20 protein-coding genes and 1 pseudogene are annotated in these 21806 nt (G+C 61.7%); 9 read left to right on the forward strand and 12 right to left on the reverse strand.

Going from position 1 to position 21806, the window contains the following annotated elements; translation table 11 throughout:
- Positions 1-7 precede the first annotated feature (7 nt).
- Positions 8-652: a maleylacetoacetate isomerase gene (gene maiA / locus ACUN0E_RS39720; RefSeq protein WP_408339546.1), complete on the reverse strand. Its 645-nt coding sequence runs from the start codon at positions 650-652 to the stop codon at positions 8-10.
- Between the two features lie 25 nt (positions 653-677).
- Positions 678-1376 (reverse strand): fumarylacetoacetate hydrolase family protein, encoded by a 699-nt coding sequence (locus tag ACUN0E_RS39725; protein WP_445570037.1) that lies wholly within the window; start codon positions 1374-1376, stop codon positions 678-680.
- Positions 1377-1605: 229 nt separating this feature from the next.
- Between ACUN0E_RS39725 and ybiB the strand changes: the two genes are divergently transcribed.
- On the forward strand, positions 1606-2577 hold the full coding sequence (ybiB, locus tag ACUN0E_RS39730) for a DNA-binding protein YbiB (protein WP_445570038.1): 972 nt from the start codon (positions 1606-1608) through the stop codon (positions 2575-2577).
- Positions 2578-3088: 511 nt separating this feature from the next.
- Positions 3089-4070 (forward strand): annotated as a pseudogene (locus ACUN0E_RS39735) (2-isopropylmalate synthase); the annotation flags it as partial.
- A 102-nt stretch (positions 4071-4172) separates the two neighbouring features.
- Here the strand turns inward: ACUN0E_RS39735 and ACUN0E_RS39740 are convergent.
- Together ACUN0E_RS39740 and ACUN0E_RS39745 are read right to left on the reverse strand one after the other, a co-directional pair.
- Positions 4173-4556, reverse strand: coding sequence for a nuclear transport factor 2 family protein (locus ACUN0E_RS39740; protein ID WP_445570039.1), 384 nt, complete (start codon positions 4554-4556; stop codon positions 4173-4175).
- Positions 4557-4599: 43 nt separating this feature from the next.
- Complete coding sequence (locus ACUN0E_RS39745) at positions 4600-5163, reverse strand: acyloxyacyl hydrolase (protein ID WP_445570040.1); 564 nt, start codon at positions 5161-5163, stop codon at positions 4600-4602.
- A gap of 362 nt (positions 5164-5525) precedes the next feature.
- On the opposite strand from ACUN0E_RS39745, the gene rpoH reads away from it, so the two are divergent.
- From rpoH to cydX, 5 genes are all read left to right on the forward strand, one after another.
- Positions 5526-6461: an RNA polymerase sigma factor RpoH gene (gene rpoH, locus ACUN0E_RS39750; protein WP_408231908.1), complete on the forward strand. Its 936-nt coding sequence runs from the start codon at positions 5526-5528 to the stop codon at positions 6459-6461.
- A 349-nt stretch (positions 6462-6810) separates the two neighbouring features.
- Positions 6811-7071, forward strand: coding sequence for a cytochrome oxidase putative small subunit CydP (gene cydP, locus ACUN0E_RS39755; protein WP_408231905.1), 261 nt, complete (start codon positions 6811-6813; stop codon positions 7069-7071).
- Positions 7061-8650: a cytochrome ubiquinol oxidase subunit I gene (locus ACUN0E_RS39760; protein WP_408231902.1), complete on the forward strand. Its 1590-nt coding sequence runs from the start codon at positions 7061-7063 to the stop codon at positions 8648-8650. The genes cydP and ACUN0E_RS39760 overlap by 11 nt, the downstream gene beginning before the upstream one ends.
- A gap of 34 nt (positions 8651-8684) precedes the next feature.
- Entirely contained in the window at positions 8685-9821 is a 1137-nt protein-coding gene (gene cydB, locus ACUN0E_RS39765; RefSeq protein ID WP_445570041.1) for a cytochrome d ubiquinol oxidase subunit II, read from the forward strand.
- A gap of 28 nt (positions 9822-9849) precedes the next feature.
- Positions 9850-9966 (forward strand): cytochrome bd-I oxidase subunit CydX, encoded by a 117-nt coding sequence (cydX, locus tag ACUN0E_RS39770; protein WP_325046259.1) that lies wholly within the window; start codon positions 9850-9852, stop codon positions 9964-9966.
- Positions 9967-10098: 132 nt separating this feature from the next.
- On the opposite strand, the gene nagE is transcribed toward cydX, so the two are convergent.
- From nagE to ACUN0E_RS39795, 5 genes are all read right to left on the reverse strand, one after another.
- The gene (gene nagE, locus ACUN0E_RS39775; RefSeq protein WP_445570042.1) at positions 10099-11871 is read right to left on the reverse strand and encodes an N-acetylglucosamine-specific PTS transporter subunit IIBC; all 1773 of its coding nucleotides are present in this window, start codon (positions 11869-11871) and stop codon (positions 10099-10101) included.
- 95 nt (positions 11872-11966) lie between these two features.
- Positions 11967-14531 carry a phosphoenolpyruvate--protein phosphotransferase gene (ptsP, locus tag ACUN0E_RS39780; RefSeq protein ID WP_445570043.1) on the reverse strand — a complete coding sequence of 855 codons (2565 nt, stop codon included), beginning with the start codon at positions 14529-14531 and terminating at the stop codon, positions 11967-11969.
- A gap of 38 nt (positions 14532-14569) precedes the next feature.
- Entirely contained in the window at positions 14570-15577 is a 1008-nt protein-coding gene (locus ACUN0E_RS39785) for an SIS domain-containing protein (RefSeq protein ID WP_445570594.1), read from the reverse strand.
- Positions 15570-16673 (reverse strand): N-acetylglucosamine-6-phosphate deacetylase, encoded by a 1104-nt coding sequence (gene nagA / locus ACUN0E_RS39790; RefSeq protein ID WP_325046262.1) that lies wholly within the window; start codon positions 16671-16673, stop codon positions 15570-15572. Before nagA ends, ACUN0E_RS39785 begins: the two co-directional genes overlap by 8 nt.
- Before the next feature lie 110 nt (positions 16674-16783).
- The gene (locus ACUN0E_RS39795) at positions 16784-17518 is read right to left on the reverse strand and encodes a GntR family transcriptional regulator (protein WP_408231890.1); all 735 of its coding nucleotides are present in this window, start codon (positions 17516-17518) and stop codon (positions 16784-16786) included.
- Positions 17519-17888: 370 nt separating this feature from the next.
- Between ACUN0E_RS39795 and ACUN0E_RS39800 the strand changes: the two genes are divergently transcribed.
- Positions 17889-18854 carry a bifunctional helix-turn-helix transcriptional regulator/GNAT family N-acetyltransferase gene (locus ACUN0E_RS39800; RefSeq protein WP_445570044.1) on the forward strand — a complete coding sequence of 322 codons (966 nt, stop codon included), beginning with the start codon at positions 17889-17891 and terminating at the stop codon, positions 18852-18854.
- Here the strand turns inward: ACUN0E_RS39800 and ACUN0E_RS39805 are convergent.
- Entirely contained in the window at positions 18826-19638 is an 813-nt protein-coding gene (locus ACUN0E_RS39805; protein WP_445570045.1) for a MetQ/NlpA family ABC transporter substrate-binding protein, read from the reverse strand. The two genes, ACUN0E_RS39800 and ACUN0E_RS39805, sit on opposite strands and share 29 nt — an antisense overlap.
- 266 nt (positions 19639-19904) lie before the next feature.
- On the opposite strand from ACUN0E_RS39805, the gene ACUN0E_RS39810 reads away from it, so the two are divergent.
- Complete coding sequence (locus ACUN0E_RS39810; protein WP_408231881.1) at positions 19905-20195, forward strand: YciI family protein; 291 nt, start codon at positions 19905-19907, stop codon at positions 20193-20195.
- A gap of 65 nt (positions 20196-20260) precedes the next feature.
- Here the strand turns inward: ACUN0E_RS39810 and ACUN0E_RS39815 are convergent, their stop codons facing one another.
- Together ACUN0E_RS39815 and cyoE are read right to left on the reverse strand one after the other, a co-directional pair.
- Complete coding sequence (locus ACUN0E_RS39815) at positions 20261-20890, reverse strand: SCO family protein (protein ID WP_408339561.1); 630 nt, start codon at positions 20888-20890, stop codon at positions 20261-20263.
- Between the two features lie 5 nt (positions 20891-20895).
- Positions 20896-21801 carry a heme o synthase gene (gene cyoE, locus ACUN0E_RS39820; protein ID WP_408231875.1) on the reverse strand — a complete coding sequence of 302 codons (906 nt, stop codon included), beginning with the start codon at positions 21799-21801 and terminating at the stop codon, positions 20896-20898.
- Positions 21802-21806: the final 5 nt, after the last annotated feature.

The raw sequence follows: 21806 nt of genomic DNA on the forward strand, positions 1-21806 counted from the left end.
CACAGCATCATTCCGCGTCGGGCTGCGCACCAGGTGCCGCATGAGCAAACGCATCGAGTTGCATCGCGTGATCATAGATGCGCTGAATCGTCGGAAACTTCGCTGTGTCGACCTTGAAGCGCTGCGCGTTGAACACCTGAGGAATCAGACATGCGTCGGCCAACGTGGGGGTGTCGCCGAAGCACAGCTTGCCGGTGCGCGGATCGCCCGCCAGATGCGCCTCGAGCGTCGCAAAGCCTGCTTCGATCCAATGCCTGTACCACGCGTCTTTCGCATCGTCGTCGACACGCAGCGTATGTTTCAGGTATTTCAGCACGCGCAAATTGTTGATCGGGTGAATCTCGCACGCCACTTGCAACGCTACCGAGCGCACATACGCGCGGTCGGCCGGCGTGCCGGGCAATAGCGGCGGCTCGGGATGCGTTTCCTCCAGATACTCGATGATCGCGAGCGACTGCGGCATCACTTCGTTGCCGTCGACAAACGTGGGCACGATACCGTCCACATTCACCTTGCGGTACTCGGACTTCAACTGCTCACCGCCATCGCGCACGAGGTGCACCGGCACGTACTCGTACGGCAGATTTTTCACGTTCAGCGCGATGCGCACGCGATAGGACGCCGAGCTACGGAAATAGCTGTAAAGCTTCATGTTGTGTGTCTCCTCCAACCGCGCTTCAGACGACGCGTACGCTGAGCTCGCCGAGCCCGTCTACGCCGCCTTTCATGAGGTCGCCCTGCACCACCGCGCCGACACCTTCCGGCGTGCCGGTGAAAATCAGATCGCCCGGTTGCAGTTCGAACAGCGTCGACAGATAGGCGATCGTCTCCGCCACCGACCAGATCAGTTGCGACACGTCAGAATTCTGCTTTTCCTCACCGTTCACCAACAACCAGATCGTACCCTTCCCGACATGGCCGACCGTCGTTGCCGGATGAATCGGGCCGAGCGGCGCAGAGTGATCGAAACCCTTCGCGGTATCCCACGGACGGCCCAGCTTCTTCGCTTCGGCCTGCAGATCGCGGCGCGTCATGTCGAGACCGAGCGCATAGCCGTACACGTGGTCGAGCGCGCTTTCCGCAGGAATGTTCTTGCCGCCTTTTCCGATCGCCGCCACCAGCTCCATCTCGAAGTGAACGTTCTTCGATTGCGTCGGATAGGGAAATTCGCCGGTCGCGCCAGGCGCGACGTACAGCACGGCATCGGCGGGCTTGGCGAAGAAGAACGGCGGTTCGCGGTCGGGATCGTGCCCCATCTCGCGCGCGTGCGCCTCGTAATTGCGACCCACGCAGTAGATGCGACGCACCGCGAACTGCTCGCTGGACCCCACGACCGGCACCGCGACCACCGGTGCGGGTGCAAATACGTAACTCATCCCGTTCTCCGTTTCCTGAATTGTGCCGCGCCCGCGCGGCGATAAAACGTTGAGTGTAACGCGCAGCAAAGCGCGGTGCAGCCAATCGGCACCGGCCCGCGCGGCCTGGCGGTTCCGGCACGTCATCTCGCGGGATTGCTATAGATGCGATACTCACACCCAATAGTGCCCTTTGAATACCGTGGCCAATCGCCCAAAGGCGGCACGCCACCCCGTCCCACTGCGCCCGATGACTGACTCTGCCGACACCGCCAACCCTTTCCCCTGCGCCCGCTATATCAAGGAAATCGGCCGCGGCCCGAACGGCGCCCGCGCCCTGACCGCTGAAGATACGCGCGCGCTCTACACCGCGATGCTCGACGGCCGCGTGGCCGATCTCGAACTCGGCGCCGTGCTGCTCGCGTATCGCGTGAAGGGCGAAACCGCCGACGAACTCGCCGCCATGCTGGCCGGCGCGCATGCGTCGTTCGAACCGATTCATTTGCCACACGCGGCGTTCCGGCCCGTGTCGATACCCACGTACAACGGCGCGCGCAAACAGCCCAACCTGGTGCCGCTGCTCGCGCTACTGCTGGCACGCGAGGGTGTACCGGTGCTGGTGCATGGCGTCACCGAAGATCCGGGTCGCGTGACGAGCGCTGAAATCTTCATGCATCTGCAGATTCCGCACGCACAGTTGCACGCTGATATCGAAGACGGTCTCGCCGAGCGGCGCCTTGCGTTCGCGCCAATCGACGTGCTCGCGCCAAAGCTCGCGCGCCTTCTCTCGCTACGTCGGCGGATGGGCGTGCGTAATTCAACGCATACGCTCGTGAAAATCCTGCAGCCGTTCGCGCCCGCGGGGCTGCGGCTCGTGAACTACACGCATCCTCCGTATCGTGACAGTCTCACGCAGTTGTTCAACACGCACCGGGACGCCGCAGACGGCGGCGCCCTGCTCGCGCGCGGCACCGAAGGCGAAGCGGTGGCCGACACGCGGCGCCAGGTGCAGGTCGACTGGCTGCACGACGGCATCTGCGAAACGCGCGTGCCGCATGAACGCTCGTCGCCCGACGCACCTGAAGTCGACTTGCCTGAAGCTCGCGACGCCGCCACCACGGCCGCGTGGATCAGCGCCGTATTGCGCGGCGAAGCGCCGGTCCCGAGCGCGATCGAACGGCAGGTGGAGTTGATCGCGGATGTCGCGAAAACGCCCATGTAACGTGCGCAGCGGGAGTGCGGTACGGCGCTTACGGTGCCGCATGCCCGCGCCGAATATGGGGCCGCAGGTTGACACGCTACTGCGAGCCGTCATACATTAGACCCATGCGTTCCCTTCCGAACACCCTCCGAATTACCTTCGGCCGCCTGGCGCGGCCTCTATCGCTACGTCTAGCGTAAGTCAGACGTAGCGCCGCGCGCTGTCAACTTGCGTTGACCAAAGCGCGGTCCTCAAAAGCAGTTCCGCAGTTCCCGTTTCACCCCCGACCATAATTCTTCACAACCTGTAGTCGTTTGCATTCGTCCGTTTACCGTTCGGACGAAGCGCGAGGGTCAAATGCACGTTGCATGGGCATCATCCACGTTCGTTTTCGCCGTCACCATGACATTGTTCGTTCGCGCCCGTTCGTTGTTACCGCTAGCCACCGGCTGGCGGGCCGTGCATCCGTGGCAGCCCGCCTGCCGCTCGAGGCCACACCCTTTCGCATACGACACAACGAACGAGGTTCATCATGTTGCGCAATCCCGCTGAAAAATACCGCCCCTTCCCCGCTGTGCGCCTCACCGGCCGCAAATGGCCAAGCCGCACGATCAACCAGGCGCCCATCTGGATGAGCACCGATCTGCGTGACGGCAATCAGGCGCTGATCGAACCGATGAATGCCGCGCAAAAGCTCGAATTCTTCGAAATGCTGGTGGCGATCGGCTTCAAGGAGATCGAAGTCGGTTTCCCGTCGGCCTCGCAAACCGATTTCGATTTCGTCCGCAAACTGATCGAAGAAAAGCGCATTCCCGATGACGTGACGATCGAAGTGTTCGTGCCGTCGCGCGCTGAACTGATTGCGCGCACGTTCGACTCGCTGGAGGGCGCGCCGCGCGCCATCGTGCACCTGTACAACGCGATCTGCCCGTCGTTTCGCAAGATCGTCTTCAACCAGTCGAAGGACGAAATCAAGGCGCTGGCGGTAGAAGGCACGCGCCTCATCAAGGAACACGCCCAAGCGCGGCCCGATACGCGCTGGACCTTCCAGTATTCGCCCGAAACCTTCAATACGACCGAGCTTCCCGTACGCGCGCGAAGTATGCGATGCGGTCGCGCAGACGTGGCAGCCCACACGCGATCACAAGATGATCGTCAACCTGCCCGCGAGCGTGGAGGCCGCGACACCGAACGTGTTCGCCGACCAGATCGAATGGATGGATCGCAATCTCGGCTATCGCGACAGCATCGTGCTGTCGGTGCATCCGCATAACGATCGCGGCACCGCCGTGGCCGCCACGGAACTGGCGCTGCTGGCGGGCGCGGATCGCGTCGAAGGATGTCTGTTCAGCAGCGGCGAGCGCACGGGCAACGTGGACCTCGTGACGGTCGCGATGAACCTTCACGCGCAGGGCATCGACCCGGGTCTCGACTTCTCCGATATCGACGCAGTGCGACGCGTGGTGGAACGCTGCAATCAGATTCCGGTGCATCCGCGGCATCCGTATGCGGGTGTTGCGGCGCAGCGGCCAGTGCGGAGCGATGAGGATCTGCAGCGCGTAGCAGCTTGAGCGTTCACCAAACGCAAGCCGCGAAACGGAGTGAGCTCAAAAGGCTCACTCGATCGCGCAACGCGTCGCCTGCCAAGCGATCAGACGCCATTGCCCGTCTTCCTGCACATGAATCGCCGTATACGCAATTGGAAACAGCAGCGCCCCGTTATTCGCTTCCATTTCGATCAACGCGCGCCCGGTGACGACGCAGGTCTCACGCCCCACCGGCAACACATCTTGCGACTGCACCTCGATCTGCCGATAGCGGCGGCGCCCGGCCGTAATACCGTCGATGAACTGCCGCTTCGTTTCGCGCTTGCCATTCGTGTGGACATAGCTCACGTTGTCCGCGAGCAAGGTATCGAGCGACGGCCCGTCGCCGTCGACCATCGCACGAAAGCGCTCCCGCTCGAGCCCGCGAATCGCTTCGATTATCTTTGCCGCCATTGCTCAGCCCCTCGCACCGGTGAGCCGAACGTGGCCACGGTCGTCAGAAGTTATATTGCAAATATAGCTGGTGGAAATTTATACCAGGATTCGGCTCTTTGATACCGCCGTTGGAAATATGCTGGAAGCGGTAGCCCGCTTCGTACTGCTGGCGGCTGCCAAATTGCAGGCCGACGCCCGCCATGGGGGCGAATTGGAACGCTGTGGCGAGTGTGAGGTCAGAAGATATCCTCGGACTCGAAAGAAGCCTGATTCCGGCGCCCGCTTCGATATACGGACGAATCGCACCCGCTCCGTCAATGAAGCGAATGATCGGCGTCACACCGATTTCGCCGATATTTTCGTGCACAGTCCCTTCGTTGGTATGCCACCAGGCCACGTGTGCTTCGCCGATCAGCGAGAAATGCCAATCGCCGATCTGCCACCACGTCAAATTCGGATCCCAAACCAGGCCGAGATCGAGCTTTTTAATGTGGTGATCCCCAACGCCGCCGGCAATCTGCACGCCAAACTGGTCGGCTGCGGCCAGTCCTGAAGCGCTAAACAGAATAGCCGCCGAAGCACCCTTTAGAGCCAGACCACACAACGCGCTTTTTTTGTTCTTCATCGAGCACCCGAGCTAGCCGAACGTTGATCAGCGGACACTGTCCCGTTTATTTTAAAGATAATCTACATCCGGCGGATCGTATGAAGAAACCTAAATTCTCGCAATTAGTCACTTCAATTTTAGAAAAAATCGGTCACTTATAAGAACGGAGGCGCTTTGCCAGGTAAATCCTACGGCCTACACGCGACCGTTTGCAGAGGCACCACATGGCTATCAAAACCGAAATTTCAATAGGAATATGCGGAACTTGGATGCCCCTACAGCCTCTAAGTATTAGCACTCGGCAAATCAGAGTGCTAACATCCAACGCTGGAGTCGTTTAACTGAATACGCTTTTGTCTGATTCCAAAGGAGTTTCCTACGTGAGCCATGCAATGACCCTTCCGAGTACTCTGAGCCCGTCGTCGGCTAAGGCCGCTTCGGCAGGTGCACTGGCGCTCTCGCATTCCTCGCTGCTGCCCGGCCAGCTGGGCAATATCGACGCCTACATCCAGGCCGTAAATCGGATTCCGATGCTGACGCCGGCGGAAGAACGCCAGTTCGCCACTGAATTTCGCGAGCAGGACAACCTCGAGTCCGCGCGCCGTCTCGTCCTGTCGCACCTGCGGCTGGTCGTCTCGATCGCGCGCAATTACCTTGGTTATGGACTGCCGCATGCCGACCTGATCCAGGAAGGCAATATCGGCCTGATGAAGGCTGTGAAGCGCTTCGACCCGGAGCAGAACGTACGGCTCGTGTCATACGCCATGCACTGGATCAAGGCTGAGATCCACGAATACATCCTGCGCAATTGGCGGATGGTGAAGGTTGCCACCACCAAAGCGCAGCGCAAGCTGTTCTTCAACCTGCGCAGCCACAAGCAGGGCCTGGGCGCGTTCACGCCTGACGAGATCGAAGGTCTTGCCAAAGAGCTGAACGTGAAGCGCGAAGAAGTGGCCGAGATGGAAACGCGCTTGTCCGGCGGCGATATTGCGCTGGAAGGCCAGGTCGAAGACGGTGAAGAGTCGTACGCGCCGATCGCCTACCTCGCCGACTCGCATAGCGAGCCGACTGCCGTGCTGGCTTCGCGTCAGCGCGACAAGCTGCAAAGCGACGGTATCGCGAGCGCGCTGGAAGCGCTGGACGCCCGCAGCCGCCGCATCATCGAAGCCCGCTGGCTGAAGGTGGAAGACGACGGCTCTGGTGGTTCGACGCTGCACGAACTAGCCGACGAATTCGGCGTCTCGGCCGAACGTATTCGTCAGATCGAGGCGAGCGCAATGAAGAAAATGCGCGGCGCTTTGGCCGAATATGCGTAAGGCTTAAAACCTTTAGTTGTGCCGGCTCGTCCGGCGTGCGCTGTTTAGTCGCAGAGCCCTGCCCTCGCAAGAAGGCAGGGCTTTTTTGTGCCCACTCGACGATGCATGCGCTCAATCGCAGACGCATGCGCACTCACTCAAGAACATACCCGCCCTGCACGCGTTTCTTGACGTATCACAAACCTCATAGCAATACTGTTCGCACAGGACAATGTTCGCGACCCAATGTCGCAGTGCCGAACTTACGCGTGCGAGGTCCTTGCTTCTAGAATCGGGATGCACTTGCCAGACCGCTCAGGCGACCTGGATCCAGCCGGAATCACCGGTATGAAGTCGCCTTCGACCGATCATGACCATAGCCTTGAATCCCGATAACAACCCTCGCTCGAGCCTACGCAAACGGTTCGGCGCCTGGGTGCGCGGTCCGACGCTGGCGCGGGATATCGCCATCGTGCTCGTCATCAAGTTCGCACTGCTGATGGCGCTCAAATACACATTCTTCAACCATCCGCAGGCGGAGCATATGTCGCTGCCGCCTGAACAAGTTGCGCAGGCGCTGCTGTCCGTGCCTGCCTCGCATCCGTCCCAAGGTGATCAACATGCCCGTTAGCGAAGTCGTAGAACTGTCGCGCCTCCAGTTCGCCATCACGGCGCTTTATCACTTTCTATTCGTGCCGCTTACGCTTGGTCTGTCGTGGTTGCTCGTCATCATGGAGTCCGTTTATGTGATGACCGGCAAGCAGATCTACAAGGACATGACCCAGTTCTGGGGCAAGCTGTTCGGCATCAATTTTGCGATGGGCGTCACCACCGGTCTCACGCTGGAGTTCCAGTTCGGCACCAACTGGTCGTACTACTCGCACTATGTCGGCGACATTTTCGGCGTGCCGCTGGCCGTTGAAGGTTTGATGGCGTTCTTCCTCGAGTCGACCTTCGTCGGTTTGTTCTTCTTCGGATGGAACCGGCTCTCGAAAGTGCAGCACGTGACCGTCACGTTCCTCGTCGCGCTCGGCTCGAACCTGTCAGCCCTGTGGATTCTGGTGGCCAACGGCTGGATGAACAATCCGGTCGGCGCCACCTTCAACTACCAGACCATGCGCATGGAACTCGACAGCATCTTCTCGGTGCTGTTCAATCCGGTCGCGCAAGTGAAGTTCGTGCACACCGTATCGGCCGGTTACGTGACCGCTTCGATGTTCGTGCTAGGTGTGTCATCGTGGTATCTGTTGAAGCGCCGCGACACCGAGTTTGCCTTGCGCTCCTTCGCCATCGCCGCCGGCTTCGGTCTGGCGTCGACATTGTGCGTGATCGTGCTCGGCGACGAATCCGGTTACCGCACCGGCGAAGTTCAGCAGGTCAAACTGGCCGCCATCGAATCCGAATGGGAAACGGCGCCTGCGCCCGCACCATTTACGATCATCGGCATCCCGAACCAGAAGGAAGAACGCACCGACTATGCGATTCGCATTCCGTATGCGCTCGGCCTGATCGCCACGCGCTCGATCGACGAGCCGGTAGTCGGCCTGAAAGACCTGATGGCGCAAAACGAAGTGCGCATCAAGAACGGCATGCTCGCCTACGCCGCGCTGCAAAAGCTGAAGCTAGGGGATGCCACGGACGAAGCCAAAGCGGCCTTCGACGCACACAAGCAAGACCTCGGCTACGGCCTGTTGCTCAAGCAGTTCACTCCGAACGTCACCGACGCCACGCCGGATCAGATCGTGCAGGCCGCCAAGAAGACGATTCCACCGGTGGCGCCCGTGTTCTTCTCGTTCCGCCTGATGGTCGGCCTCGGCATCCTGTTCCTCGCGACCTTTGTACTGGCGTTCTGGTTCTGCGCACAACGCTCCTTGCTGCTGGAGAAGCGCCGCTGGTTCCTGCGCTGGGCCGTATGGGCGATTCCGCTGCCGTGGCTTGCTGCTGAATTCGGCTGGATCGTCGCTGAGGTGGGCCGTCAACCGTGGACCATCGCCGGTATTCTGCCGACCGCGTTGTCCGCTTCGAGTCTGACGCCTGGGGATCTCTACTTGAGCATTGGCGGCTTCGTTGTGTTCTACACGGTGCTGTTCATCATCGAAATCATGCTGATGTTCAAGTACGCGCGACTCGGACCTTCGTCGCTGCACACCGGGCGCTATCACCACGAACAGCCGCTGAATCAGCCGCTGCCGACCAACACGGCCGCATGATTCGCCGCCACTCTGTTCCAAGGGAAAGATCATCATGGATTACGCAACCCTCAAACTGATCTGGTGGGTATTGATCGGCGTACTGCTGATCGGCTTCGCCCTCACCGACGGCTTCGACATGGGCGCGGCGATTCTGCTGCCGTTCATCGCCAGGACCGACGCGGAGCGGCGCATCGTCGTGAACACGGTCGGCGCAACGTGGGAAGGCAATCAGGTGTGGCTCATCACAGCGGGCGGTGCGATGTTCGCCGCGTGGCCGCTGGTGTATGCCGCGTCGTTCTCCGGCTTCTACTTCGCGATGCTGCTGGTACTGTTTTCGCTATTCTTCCGGCCGGTCGGTTTCGACTACCGCAGCAAGCGTGAAGACCCGCGCTGGCGCAGTGCGTGGGACTGGGCTTTGTTTGTCGGCGGCTTCGTACCCGCGCTGGTGTTCGGCGTGGCGTTCGGCAACCTGCTGCAAGGCGTGCCATTCTCGTTCGACACCGATCTGCGCGTCACGTATCACGGCAGTTTCTTCGCGCTGCTCAACCCGTTTGCCGTGCTGTGTGGGCTCGTGAGCGTGTCGATGCTGGCCGCGCACGGCGCAGCCTTTGTGAAGATGAAGGCAGACGACATCGTCGCCGAGCGTGCTTCGTTGGCGCTGCGGATCGCGTCGCTCGCCACCGTGGTGCTGTTCCTGCTTGCCGGCGCGCTGATCGGCACGATGATCGGCGGCTATCAGATCGTCGATGCCGCGCCGCTCGATACGGTTGCCAATCCGCTGCTGAAGAACGTGATCGGTGCGCCCGGCCTGTGGCTCACCAACTACGCAAACTATCCGTGGATGGTGATCGCGCCGGTGGCGGGTCTGGTCGGCGGCGTACTTGCCTTGTTGCTGGCGCGCTCGCGCTTTGAAAAGAGCGCCTTTCTGTCGACCTCGCTGATGATCATCGGCGTGATTCTGACGGCGGGCTTCTCGATGTTCCCGTTCATCATGCCCTCCTCACTCGACGGCCGCAGCAGCCTGACCGTGTGGGATTCGACCTCGAGCCGCCTCACGTTGCAGATCATGCTGATCGCCGTGATCATTTTCCTGCCGATCGTCCTGATCTACACGAGCTGGGTGTATCGCGTGATGCGAGGCAAGGTAACCGCCGCGGCGCTCAAAGAAAATCACCATTCGATGTATTGATCAGGAATACGATTAACAGGAGTTTGTGATGTGGTATTTCAGTTGGCTTCTCGGCATTGGCGTAGCGTTGGCGTTCGGCATTATCAACGTGATGTGGCTGGAATCGCGCCGGCCTTTGGAAGCAGGCAAGCATAAGACGCATTGATGTAACCGTTGCCGGCCACGCGCTGGTAAACGCAAAAGCGGCACCTTGAATCAAGGTGCCGCTTTTTTATTGCCGTGCCGTCAGACGAGAAGCGCGGCAATGGAGCGGCGCAGGCCGCTCCTTAACCTTACATCACGCGGGCAGAGGCGTTGCGCCGCCGCCCGTTGACGACAGACGCGTCGCCATTTGTGCAGCGTAGCGTTGGGCTGCGTCGCCAACTACGATGTGGAACGTGTCCGCCGAAACCCACGCCGTATCGAGCGTAGCCATACGTTGACGGTCGACCGCCGACGGATCGCGAACCACAATACGCAGACGCGTTGCCGCCACTGCATCCAGCGACACGACGTTGCCCGCGCCGCCGAATACGGCGAGCCAACGCAGCGGATCCGGGTCGAGTGGACCGCCTTCAGCACCGCTTGCAGCCGCCACAGGCGCTGCGGCGACAGCGGGTGCAGCAGCAGCCGGCTTCATCGCATCGCCACCGCCTTGCGCGATCACCGTGCGAATTTCATCGGCAATGATGTCCGCTTCCGGTCCGATGATCACCTGCACATTGGTCGAGCCGCGCTTAAGCACGCCGCGCGCGCCGATAGTCTTCAGCTCGCTTTCGGAGACCTTGTTGGAGTCGGCCACCGACAGACGCAGACGCGTCGTGCAGGCATCCACCAGCGTCAGGTTCGACGCACCACCCAGCGCAGCAATATAACGCTGCGCGCGCGGCACGGCTGCACCGGCAACCGGCGAAACGAAACCGCCTTCCGTGAACGACTCGATCTGTTCGTCTTCGGCTGCGGGTTCGCGGCCTGGCGTCGCCATGTTGAACTTGCGGATGAAGAAGCGGAACAGTCCGTAATACACCACCGAATACACGAGACCGATCGGAATCGCCCACCAGCCCTTGGTCGACAGGCCGTAGTTCAGCACGTAGTCGATTGCGCCGGCGGAGAACGTGAAGCCGAGGTGAATGCCTAGCGCCGAGCAGATCGCGAGCGACAGACCGGTCAGCAACGCGTGGATCACATACAGCACCGGTGCGAGGAACATGAAACTGAACTCGATCGGCTCGGTCACGCCCGTCAGGAACGATGTGAGGGCCATCGAGAACAGCAGGCCGCCAACAAGGGCGCGGCGCTCCTTCGGCGCTTCATGGAACATCGCCAGACACGCGGCCGGCAGGCCGAACATCATGACCGGGAAGAAGCCCGTCATGAACGTGCCCGCGGTGGGGTCGCCCGCGAAGAAACGGTGCAGGTCGCCCGTCACCGCGACGCCGCCCGGCGGCGTGAAGGTACCGAACACGAACCACGTCAGCGAATTGAGAATGTGATGCAGACCCGTGACGAGCAGCAAACGGTTCAACACGCCGAACACGAACGCGCCGAGCGCACCCGCGGTGGTCAGCCAATGACCGGCCGTATCGATCACGCCTTGTACCGGCTGCCACACGTAGCCGAACACAATGCCTATCACCAGACAAACCACGCCGGTGACAATCGGCACGAAGCGTTTCCCTCCGAAGAATGCGAGGTAGTCGGGCAGCTTGATATCTTTGTACTTGTTGTACAGCAAGCCCGCGACGATACCCGCCACGATCCCGGACAACACGCCCATGTTGAGCTTGTCGTTGATGTCCTTCATCACCGCGATTTCGATCAGGTAACCGATCGCACCCGCGAGACCTGCCACGCCGTTGTTATCTTTCGCGAAACCGACCGCCACGCCGATTGCGAACAGCAACGGCAGGTTGTCGAAGATCGCGCCGCCGGCGTCGGCGATCATCTTGATGTTGAACACATCGGGCTGGCCCAGTCGCAGCAGCAGGCCGGCAACCGGCAGCACTGCAATCGGCAGCATCAGCGCGCGTCCCAGGCGCTGAATCTTCAGAAACGGATTCCCATCCATTGATACCTCCAATTCTTGTCTCGTTGTCGACAGTCGTCGTTGAGTTCTAGCTTTACGTGGTTACTGAGCGAAGCTGGTTGCGAACTGTGTGGGGTTCAGTCCAAAGGCCAGGTTTCGCGGCTCACTGCTCTTACCGCCTGCGCCGACTCCAGCGCCAGGGCATCCTGGGCGCGTTGGCGGCACAGTTGATAATCGAGGTTGCGCACTCGCGCCTTGATGCCCGGCACCGACACCGGGTCCACCGAGAGCTCGGTCACCCCGAGGCCGACGAGCAACGGCATCGCGACCGGATCACCGGCCAGTGCGCCGCATACGCCGACCCATTTGCCGTGTTTGTTCGCGCCCTGCACGGTCGCCGCGATCAGGCGCAGCACGGCCGGGTGCAAGCCGTCCGCCTGGGCCGCGAGATCGGCCTGGCAACGGTCCATGGCAAGTGTGTATTGCGTCAGATCGTTGGTGCCGATCGACAGAAAATCCGCGTGTTGCGACAGCTGATCGGCGAGCAACGCAGCCGATGGCACTTCGATCATCACACCGACTTCGATCGGTTCGGTCCGGCCCGATTCAAGGGCGAATTCGTCGATGCGTTTGCGGATGCGGATCAATTCACCGACATCCGTGACCATCGGCAGCAGGATCCGTACGGCGCCGAGCGGTTGCACAGCCAGCAGACCGCGCAATTGATCGTCGAGCAGATCCGGGCGCACCTGTGCGAGGCGGATGCCACGCAGGCCGAGCGCAGGATTCGGTTCGGGCGGCAATGTCAGGTAATCGACTTCCTTGTCTGCGCCGACGTCGAGCGTACGAATGATCGCCGTGCGGCCATTCAGTGCGTCGACGATGGCCTGATAGCTCTGACGGTGTTCGTCGGTGGTCGGCGCCGCAGCGCGGTGAATGAACAGCAGTTCGGTGCGCAGCAAGCCGACGGAATCGGCGCCGTTGTCGACGGCGGTTTTCGCGTCGTCGAGCGTGGCGATGTTCGCGGCGACTTCGATCGCACGGCCATCGGAAGTCACCGCCGCCTGTTGCGACGTGCGACGGTTCGCTTCGCGCACGCCTGCAAGGCGGCTACGCTCAAGACGCGCACGTTCGACGTCGAGCTCGGTCGGGGCGAATTCGAGACGCCCGGTGGTAGCGTTCACCACGATCTGCGTGCCTTCCGGAATCGCGAGCAAGGTATCGCCGACTGCCACCAGCGCCGGAATGCCCGCTTGCCGCGCGAGAATCGCCGCATGCGAAGTGGCACCGCCACGCGCCATCACGAGTGCAGTGACGCGCGTGCGATCCAGCGACGAGAGATCCGACGGCGTGAACTCTTCGGCCGCCAGCACCGCTTCTTCCGGCAGCGTGCGGGCCGCGGCATTCGTATAACCGAGCGCGCGCAATACGCGCTTTTCGATGTCACGCAGATCGGCGGCACGTTCAGCGAGCAACGCATCTTCGATATTCATCAGGATGGCGATCTGTGCGCGGATCGCTTCGCGCCATGCAAAGCCGGCGCTCTTGCCAAGGCTGATCAGATCGCGCGCGGCGTCGACCAGGGTCGGATCTTCGAGCAGTACACGGTGCACCGCGAAGATGCCTGCCTCACCCACCGCACCGCGTTGCGACGCATCGCGCACAGTAGTACCGAGGTCGGCGTCGACAGTAGCAATCGCCTTGTCGAGCAAACGGCTTTCAGCCGCCGATGTGCCGTTCGCCTTTTCCGGCGGATCGATATCCGCATCGTCCCAACGCACCAGCTTTCCGACCGCGACGCCAGGCGACGCGCACACTCCCGCAAGCGTATTCGGCGCGAGCGCTTCGCCCGCAGCGTGGGCGACTGCTTGCGGCGCCGGCGAGCTCTGCCGGGCCGGTTTTTCTTCGACTTCACCGTGCGCTTCACGCGTCAATTCGTTGGCGATCGCCTCAATCGCGGCTTTAGCTTGCGGACCGACGCCGAGCAACTCGACAGTCGCACCTTCACCGGCGCCGAGACCGAGCAAACCAACCACACTCTCGATCGCCGCTTTACGCCCTTCGTACCGTACTTCGACTCGCGCATCGAAACCGCGCGCAGCTTCACGAGCGCGCGCGGCTGGCCGCGCATGCAAACCGCCGGCGTGAACCAGCGTGACTTGCTGACGGGCTTCTTCAGTGATGTTGGTAGCACTCGCCTGCCGCGATGCATGCGCCGCATCGCCATCGCGAGCACGAAGCACCAGCAATGGCGTTTCGCCTGCCTTCAGCATGCCGCCCGGCGCACGCTCGACAATCTCGAACGCGTCCGAATTGGCAATCGCAATCACCGAGACGAGACTCGGCGCATTCAGCGCGACCTGATCCTGATCGAACTCGATCAGGACGTCGCCAGTGCGCACCTGTGCGCCTTGCGCGACCATCGGCGCAAAGCCCTTGCCATTCAACTCGACCGTATCGATGCCGATGTGCAGCAGAATCTCCACGCCCTCGGCCGTCGCGAGTGTGACCGCGTGACCGGTACGCGCGAGATGGGTGATGATGCCATCGCACGGCGCGACGAGTCGCCCCTCGATCGGATCGATGCCGATTCCGTCGCCGAACATGCCGCCCGAAAACACAGGGTCGGGCACATTCGCCAGCGGCACGACCGGACCGGTCATCGGCGCGAGCAAAACAATATGGCCTTCAGAATGGCTCATCAAGCGGGACTCCTCGACACGTCGCATCTGATTTCTCGTCAGTGAGTTTCGGTGACTTTGTTGAGATGGCGTGGCGCGTCAGGATTGCGCCCGCGTGCGGCGGCAAGGCCGGCGGCCATCACGTAAAAGGACAGGATAGCGGCGATCGGATCGAGCGCCGCATGAGCGGTAGTGGCGAGCGGCAGGGTCGCTTCGGGCACGTCGTCGGGCGCAGCGAGCAGCACGCGGGCGCCGCGGGCCTGCATGTCGCTCGCGAGTTGCAGCAAGCCGGCCTGCTCCGGACCGCGCGGTGCAAAAACCAGCAGCGGGTAGTCGCGATCGATCAGTTCCATCGGACCGTGCCGCACTTCCGCGCTCGAAAACGCTTCGGCCTGGATGCCGGAGGTTTCCTTCAATTTCAGCGCGGCTTCCTGCGCGATCGCGAGGCCCAGACCGCGGCCGATCACGATCATGCGTTCGATGCCACGCAATTCGTCGACCGCTTTCGACCAGTCCAGCTTGCCCGCGACGTGCAGCGCCTCGGGCAGCGTGTTCAACGCGCCGAGCAGCGCATTGTCTTTCTGCCAGTGCGCGACCAGTTGCGCGGAAATCGACAGCATCGCGATGTAGCTCTTGGTGGCCGCGACACTCAGTTCCGGACCCGCGACGAGCGGCAGGTGAAATTCGCATGCGTCCGCCAGCGGCGAGCTCGGCGCATTCACTGCGGCCACCGTCAACGCGCCGGCATTGCGCAGCGCTTCTATCGTGCCGACCAGATCGGGGCTCTTGCCCGATTGCGAGAACGCCAGTGCGAGTTGATCGCGCACCTGTAGCGGCGCTTGCTGCAATGTCGCGACCGACATCGGCAGCGACGCGACCGGCACGCCGAGGCGGCTCATCGTCAGGCTTGCGAAGTAACTCGCCGCGTGGTCCGAGCTGCCGCGTGCGACCGTCAGCGCGACATGGCGCGGCTGCTGGGCGAGCTTCGCCGCCAACGCCTCGACGCGCGAGGTGTCCGTGAGTTGCGCGGCGACCGTTTCAGCGGACGCCAGCGCCTCTTTAAGCATATTCGACAATTGCTTCTCCTTCGACGTAAGTCGCAGTCAACGCCAGTTCACGATCGAACACGACCACATCGGCCCACGCACCGCGCGCAATACGGCCGCGGTCTTCGATGCCGAGGTAGTCGGCGGCGTAGCGCGACAAACGGTTTGAAACATCGGCGATCGGCAAACCGATCGATACGAGATTGCGCAGCGCCTGATCCATGGTCAGGGTGCTGCCGGCGAGCGTGCCGTCGGCAAGACGCACGCCGCCGAGGCACTTCGTCACATGCTGGCTGCCGAGGCGATACTCACCGTCGGGCATGCCGGTAGCCGAGGTGCTGTCCGTCACCACATAGAGGCGCGGAATCGCGCGCAACGCGGCGCGGATCGCGCCCGGATGGACGTGCAGCAAGTCGGGAATGATTTCGGCGAATTCGGCGTGCGCGAGCGCGGCGCCGACGAGACCGGGATTGCGGTGATGCAGCGGCGACATCGCGTTGAAAAGATGCGTGAAGCCGCAAGCACCGTGCTTGAGTGCGGCGACGGCGTCGTCGTAAGTGCCGAGCGAATGGCCGAGTTGCACGCGCACGCCACGCGCCGCCATCTCGGAGATGATCTCCATGTGGCCGGCGATTTCCGGCGCCAGCGTGACCACGCGGATCGGTGCGATCGACAGATACTTCAGTACTTCGTCCATAACCGCCGATACGGCGGCGTCCGGCTGCGCGCCGAGCTTGCCAGGGTTGATATACGGACCTTCCAGATGGACGCCGAGCACGCGCGAACCACCTGGTGTGCGAATGCGGGCGTTGTTGCCCAGACCCGCGACGACGCTCATCAGTTCGTCGCGCGGTGCGGTCATCGTAGTGGCGAGCAGACTGGTCGTGCCGTAACGCGCATGCGTGCGGGTGATGGTTTCGATCGCATCATCGCCTTCCATCACGTCGGAGCCACCGCCCCCATGCACGTGCAGATCGATGAAGCCGGGCAGGATGTACGGCGCGTCGTTCTTCGACGGATCGGCGCGTTCGCCGGTCAGTGCCGTGATGCGGCCGTTTTCATATTCGAGCGTGCCGTGAATCCACCCATCGGTGGTGAGTATGTTTCCGGTCAGCATGATTCTCTCTGGTGAGGCGTAATGCGGGGTGTGACTGAATTGCGTGCGGTGGCGCCGCACGTGACGGCGGGCCGCGCGGCCTGCTCAGGTGTGCCAATCAGGCGCGCTATTCAGGTGCGCAATTCAGCGACAAAGTCGTAGTAATCGTCGCGGCAATAGGTGTCGGTCAGTTCGATCGCACGCTGGTCCGCGCTATACCCGATACGGGTAATGACCAGCAACGCCGAGCGGGGTTCGATATCCATCAACGAAGCGATCTCGCTCGAAGCGTTGACCGCGCGAAAGTGCTGCAAGGCGCGCACGACGGCGGCGCCACGTTGTTCGAGATAGCTGTAAAGCGAGACGCCGATGGCCTGCGGATCGGGCACGATCGCCGCCGGCAGCGCCGAATGCTCGACCGCCATCACGATGCCGTCCGCGCGCCGCAGTCGCCGCAGACTCGTCACCGCCGCGCCGGGCGACAGGCCAAGGTGCACCAGTTCGTCACGGTTGGCGGCGCGGATATCGCGCTCGAGCCATACCGAATCCGCTCGGAAACCGCGTTGCTGCATCTTTTTCGTGAAGCCGGTAAGCCGGGACAGCGGATCTTCTACGCGCGGCGTGATGAAGCTGCCCGCGCCTCGCGCCCGCCGGATCAGACCCTGCTCGACCAGCAGCTCGATCGCTTTGCGCGCGGTAATGCGCGACACGCCGATCGCATCAGAGAGCGTGCGCTCCGAAGGTAGCGCCTCACCCGCCGACCACACGCCGCAGTGGATTGCCGTCGCCAGATTGCGCGCAAGCTGCAGGTAGAGCGGCGTGACGTTGCGAGCGTCAGGCATCAGTGCGGACCAGCGAGTTTCCATGGGGCTCCGGCGGTCGTCTCGAAGAATGCGGCCTACGAAAATGAGAGCCCATTATATAACCAAAATAATACCAGTCAATTGATTGGTATTATGTTGGTATGATCTCGTGAAAAGCCTTGCTGGGTAAGCCTCAGAAGGTGGTTTACGGGCGTCGGAGGGCTGATTTCAGGGATCGGGATTTACCCCTATCCGGCATACTGGCGGGCATCCATACGGTCCGCACTGGTCCTCATTGCTCGAATGGGCTTGCGAGAATCAATACCTTTCTGATACCAGTCGAATGTGTCTCGTCGTCGTACGGCTTTTTTAATGAGATACGTTCCAATATAGTGCTGGCTAGGAAGCCATAAAATTCCCCGGGGAGCAGCATTTGACCGATTCCGAGGCGCTGCGGCGCGCTCAGGCCGTCCGCCATTTCAACCGCTTCTATACCCAGCACATTGGCGCGCTACATGAGCATTTGGCAAAGAGCGCCTTCTCGCTGACGGAAGTGCGTGTTCTGCATGAACTGTCTCGCGGACGCGCGCAGACGGCCTCGGTGCTCGGACGCAACCTCGGCCTCGACAGCGGCTACCTCAGCCGCCTTCTGACCAGCTTCGAACGACGCAATCTGATTACGCGGCGCCCGTCAGACACAGACGCGCGCCAGTCGCTGATCGCCCTCACCGACAACGGCCACGCCGCCTACGCCCCGCTCGACAAGGCTGCGATCGAAGAAGTGTCGGCGTTGCTGAACAGCCTCACGACACTCTCTCAGGAACAGTTGATCGCCGCGATGAAGGTGATCGAGCGGCTGCTCGACAGCAAGCCGCAGCACGAACTCGTGATCCTTCGGCAACCGCGCGCCGGCGAGTGCGGCTGGCTCGTGCATCGGCAGGCGCAGTGGTTTGCCGCGCAATACGGCTGGGATCAATCGTTCGAAGGTGTGCTTGCGCGCGTCGTCGCCGATTACGCGCAACGCAGGGACCCGGTGCGCGAGATGTGCTGGGTCGCCGATCAGGAGGGTATGGTGGTCGGCTCGGTGTGCATTGTCGGGGTGTCGACGACGGTAGCCGGCGTGCGGCTGTTGTGGGTCGAACCGGACGTCCAGCGTCTTGGCATCGGCACGCAGTTGATGAGCGAATGCGTGCGGTTCGCCAGACGCACGGGATACACCAAACTCACGCTGACCACTGCCAGCACGCTCGAAGAGCCGCGGCGGCTATGCGAACGCGCCGGCTTCCAGCTCGCCTGCACGACAGCGGAGCAGCGCTTCGGCAAGGATCTGACGATCGAGCGATGGGAGCTGGAGTTGGAGGATCGATCGCCTAGAACGACGGCACTACCGAACCCTTGAACTGCATCTTGATGAACTGGCGCACGTCTTCCGACTGGTAAGCCGCAACCAGCTTCTTGACCCACGGCTTGTCCTTATCTTGCGCGCGCACGGCGATCAGGTTCGCGTACGGGCTGCGGATATCTTCGAGCGCGATCGCATCTTTGGTCGGCTGCAGACCGGCGGCCAGCGCGAAGTTCGTGTTAATCGCGGCAGCATCGACATCCGACAGCGAGCGCGGCAGTTGTGCTGCATCGAGTTCGAGCAGCTTGATCTTCTTCGGATTCTCGGCGACGTCGAGCGGCGTTGCGTTATTGCCGTTCGTGCCCGCTCCAGCCTTCAGCTTGATCACGCCCTGCGCCTGCAATAGCAACAGCGCGCGGTTCTCGTTCGACGGGTCGTTCGGCACCGCGATCTTCGCGCCTTGTGCCAGATCCTTCAGCGACCTCAGCTTCTTCGAATAGATGCCGAGCGGCGAAATGTACGTCAGACCGGCATTGACGATCTTGTAGCCACGCTGCTTGACCTGGCTATCAAGGTACGGCTGATGCTGGAAGCTATTGGCGTCCAGGTCACCCGCGTCCAGTGCTGCGTTTGGCTGCACATAGTCGTTGAATTCGATGACCTTCACGTTCAAGCCTTCGCGTTTCGCCACTTTCGTGACGACTTCCCAGATTTGCGCATCCGGGCCGCCGATGGTGCCGACTTTGATGACCTTGTCGTCGGCATGTGCGCCGAAGCTGGTGACGATCGCCGCGCTGGCGACTACGGCCGAGAGGGCTTTAAGGATGTTTCTGCGCTGCATGTGATTCTCTCTTTTTCTGATCGATGTCAGATTCGGGTGGAAGCCGGTAGCAAACGTCTTGTGAACGCGCCGCCAACTGGACCGTAAATGGTCTCATATGCCCGGCGAGATGTGAAATATCACGATCGCATATGGTTATACCTCTGCAACCGCGCGCAGAGAGATTTACCGACGTAGACCGTGCGCAACGAATCGTCTGGTGACCGATAATTGAAGGCCAATGCCGCGAACCCTGGTGGCCCATTCATTCGCTTACGAGAACGCCCATGTACGTCATCAATCTCACCTACACCGCATCGCTCGAACGCGTCGACGATACGCTGGAAGCACACCGCGCGTTTCTGACCAAACAGTTCGAAGCAGGCGTATTCGTCGCGGCCGGCCCGAAAGTGCCGCGCGACGGCGGCATCATTCTGGCGGTGCGCATCGAGCGCGATAAGCTGGATGAGATTCTCGCCAGCGACCCGTTCGCCGAACAGAAGCTCGCGCGTTACGAGGTAACGGAGTTCAAGGCAACGCGGCTAGCGCCGGGAATGAATTTGCCGATGCCGGCTTGAGGATTGCAGCGAGGGAAATTGAATACGGGCGCGCGGCAAACGCACACGCCCGTTGCATCGCTACATCAATCGAGCAGCAGCTTGATATCGTGCACCCACGGCGTGGCGCCCTGGCCGTCGCGCGCGAACAGCCGCAACTTGCCGTCCGGGTCGAACACATAGCTCGCGGCCGTGTGGTCCATCGTGTAGCTATCAGGCGTCTTGCCCGGCACTTTCGCGTAGTAGACCCGGAAGTCTTTCGTGATCTTGGTGAGCTGCGCCTGGTCCGCCGGACGCAAGCCGACGAACGTCGGGTTGAACGCCGGCACGTATTGCGCGAGCAGGGCTGGCGTGTCGCGGTCGGGATCGACGGTGACGAACAGCACCTGAACGCGTTTCGCGTCTTCCGGACCGAGTTGCTGGAGCGCTTGCGAGAGCTCGGCCATGGTGGTCGGGCAGACATCCGGGCAGTGTGTGTAGCCGAAGAACAGCACCACTACCTTGCCCTTGTAGTCCGCCATCGTGCGGACTTTGCCGGACGTATCGGGCAGCGAGAAGTTGCTCCCGAATTGCGTGTTGCCGGTAATGTCGAGGTTCTGGAACGCCGGCGGCTGCTTGCCGCAGCCCGCCACCAGCAACGCGCCGCCGAGTGCGCAAGCGATCAGGGTGACACGCGCGGCGGCACGCGCCGCGCGCACAAAGCGTTGTGTAAGCATGGGTGTTACGCGCCGATCACGACGCGCGCATAGTGGTCGATCAACAGCGCGGCGAACAGCAGCGACAGATAAACGATCGAGTAACGGAAGGTCTTGCGTGCCAGGTCGTCGGAATATTCCCGATAGATCCTCCACGCATACGCGAGGAACACGGCGCCAAGCAACACAGCCGCCGCGAGGTACACCACGCCGCTCATGCCGGAGATGAACGGCATCATCGTGACCGCGAACAGGATCACGGTGTACAGCAGAATATGCAGGCGCGTGTACTTTTCGCCGTGCGTATTCGGCAACATTGGCAGACCAGCGTTCTCGTAGTCTTTGCGGCGATACAGTGCGAGCGCCCAGAAATGCGGCGGCGTCCACACGAAAATAATCAGCACGAGAATCCACGCGTCGCCCGGCAAGTGACCGGTGACGGCGGCCCAACCGAGTGCCGGCGGCATTGCACCCGACGCCCCGCCGATTACGATGTTCTGCGGCGTGGCGGGCTTCAACAGCAGCGTATAGATAACTGCATAGCCGACGAAGGTGGCGAGCGTGAGCCACATGGTCAGCGGATTGGCGAACGTGTAAAGCGTCCACATGCCGAGTCCGCCGAGCACGGCCGAAAACAGCAGGATTTGGGGAGTAGTGATTTCGCCGCGCGCGGACGGCCGCCACGAGGTACGACGCATCTTCGCGTCGATCTTCTGTTCCATCAGGCAATTGATGGCGAACGCCGCACCGGCCAACAGCCAGATGCCAACCGTGCCGCCGATCAGGACGGTCCACGGCACCATGCCAGGCGTCGACAGAAACATGCCGATGACTGCGCAAAACACAGCGAGCTGCGTGACGCGCGGCTTCGTCAGGGCGATGTACTGGGAGACCCGGCTACCGGGCGTTTGGGAGAGAGTTGTGCTGTCCATGTGGG

The sequence above is a fragment of the Paraburkholderia sp. D1E genome (assembly GCF_052682275.1).

What these genes read in the sequence shown, in the direction of transcription:
- ACUN0E_RS39745 (WP_445570040.1), bottom strand. Translation starts at nt 5,163, where the DNA reads ATGAAGAACAAAAAAAGCGCGTTGTGTGGTCTGGCTCTAAAGGGTGCT.
- ACUN0E_RS39725 (WP_445570037.1), bottom strand. Translation starts at nt 1,376, where the DNA reads ATGAGTTACGTATTTGCACCCGCACCGGTGGTCGCGGTGCCGGTCGTG.
- ACUN0E_RS39740 (WP_445570039.1), bottom strand. Translation starts at nt 4,556, where the DNA reads ATGGCGGCAAAGATAATCGAAGCGATTCGCGGGCTCGAGCGGGAGCGC.
- cydP (WP_408231905.1), top strand. Translation starts at nt 6,811, where the DNA reads ATGACCATAGCCTTGAATCCCGATAACAACCCTCGCTCGAGCCTACGC.
- ACUN0E_RS39805 (WP_445570045.1), bottom strand. Translation starts at nt 19,638, where the DNA reads ATGCAGCGCAGAAACATCCTTAAAGCCCTCTCGGCCGTAGTCGCCAGC.
- ACUN0E_RS39815 (WP_408339561.1), bottom strand. Translation starts at nt 20,890, where the DNA reads ATGCTTACACAACGCTTTGTGCGCGCGGCGCGTGCCGCCGCGCGTGTC.
- ACUN0E_RS39795 (WP_408231890.1), bottom strand. Translation starts at nt 17,518, where the DNA reads ATGGAAACTCGCTGGTCCGCACTGATGCCTGACGCTCGCAACGTCACG.
- cydB (WP_445570041.1), top strand. Translation starts at nt 8,685, where the DNA reads ATGGATTACGCAACCCTCAAACTGATCTGGTGGGTATTGATCGGCGTA.
- cyoE (WP_408231875.1), bottom strand. Translation starts at nt 21,801, where the DNA reads ATGGACAGCACAACTCTCTCCCAAACGCCCGGTAGCCGGGTCTCCCAG.
- maiA (WP_408339546.1), bottom strand. Translation starts at nt 652, where the DNA reads ATGAAGCTTTACAGCTATTTCCGTAGCTCGGCGTCCTATCGCGTGCGC.
- nagA (WP_325046262.1), bottom strand. Translation starts at nt 16,673, where the DNA reads ATGCTGACCGGAAACATACTCACCACCGATGGGTGGATTCACGGCACG.
- ACUN0E_RS39810 (WP_408231881.1), top strand. Translation starts at nt 19,905, where the DNA reads ATGTACGTCATCAATCTCACCTACACCGCATCGCTCGAACGCGTCGAC.
- ptsP (WP_445570043.1), bottom strand. Translation starts at nt 14,531, where the DNA reads ATGAGCCATTCTGAAGGCCATATTGTTTTGCTCGCGCCGATGACCGGT.
- nagE (WP_445570042.1), bottom strand. Translation starts at nt 11,871, where the DNA reads ATGGATGGGAATCCGTTTCTGAAGATTCAGCGCCTGGGACGCGCGCTG.
- ACUN0E_RS39785 (WP_445570594.1), bottom strand. Translation starts at nt 15,577, where the DNA reads ATGCTTAAAGAGGCGCTGGCGTCCGCTGAAACGGTCGCCGCGCAACTC.
- ACUN0E_RS39760 (WP_408231902.1), top strand. Translation starts at nt 7,061, where the DNA reads ATGCCCGTTAGCGAAGTCGTAGAACTGTCGCGCCTCCAGTTCGCCATC.
- ybiB (WP_445570038.1), top strand. Translation starts at nt 1,606, where the DNA reads ATGACTGACTCTGCCGACACCGCCAACCCTTTCCCCTGCGCCCGCTAT.
- cydX (WP_325046259.1), top strand. Translation starts at nt 9,850, where the DNA reads ATGTGGTATTTCAGTTGGCTTCTCGGCATTGGCGTAGCGTTGGCGTTC.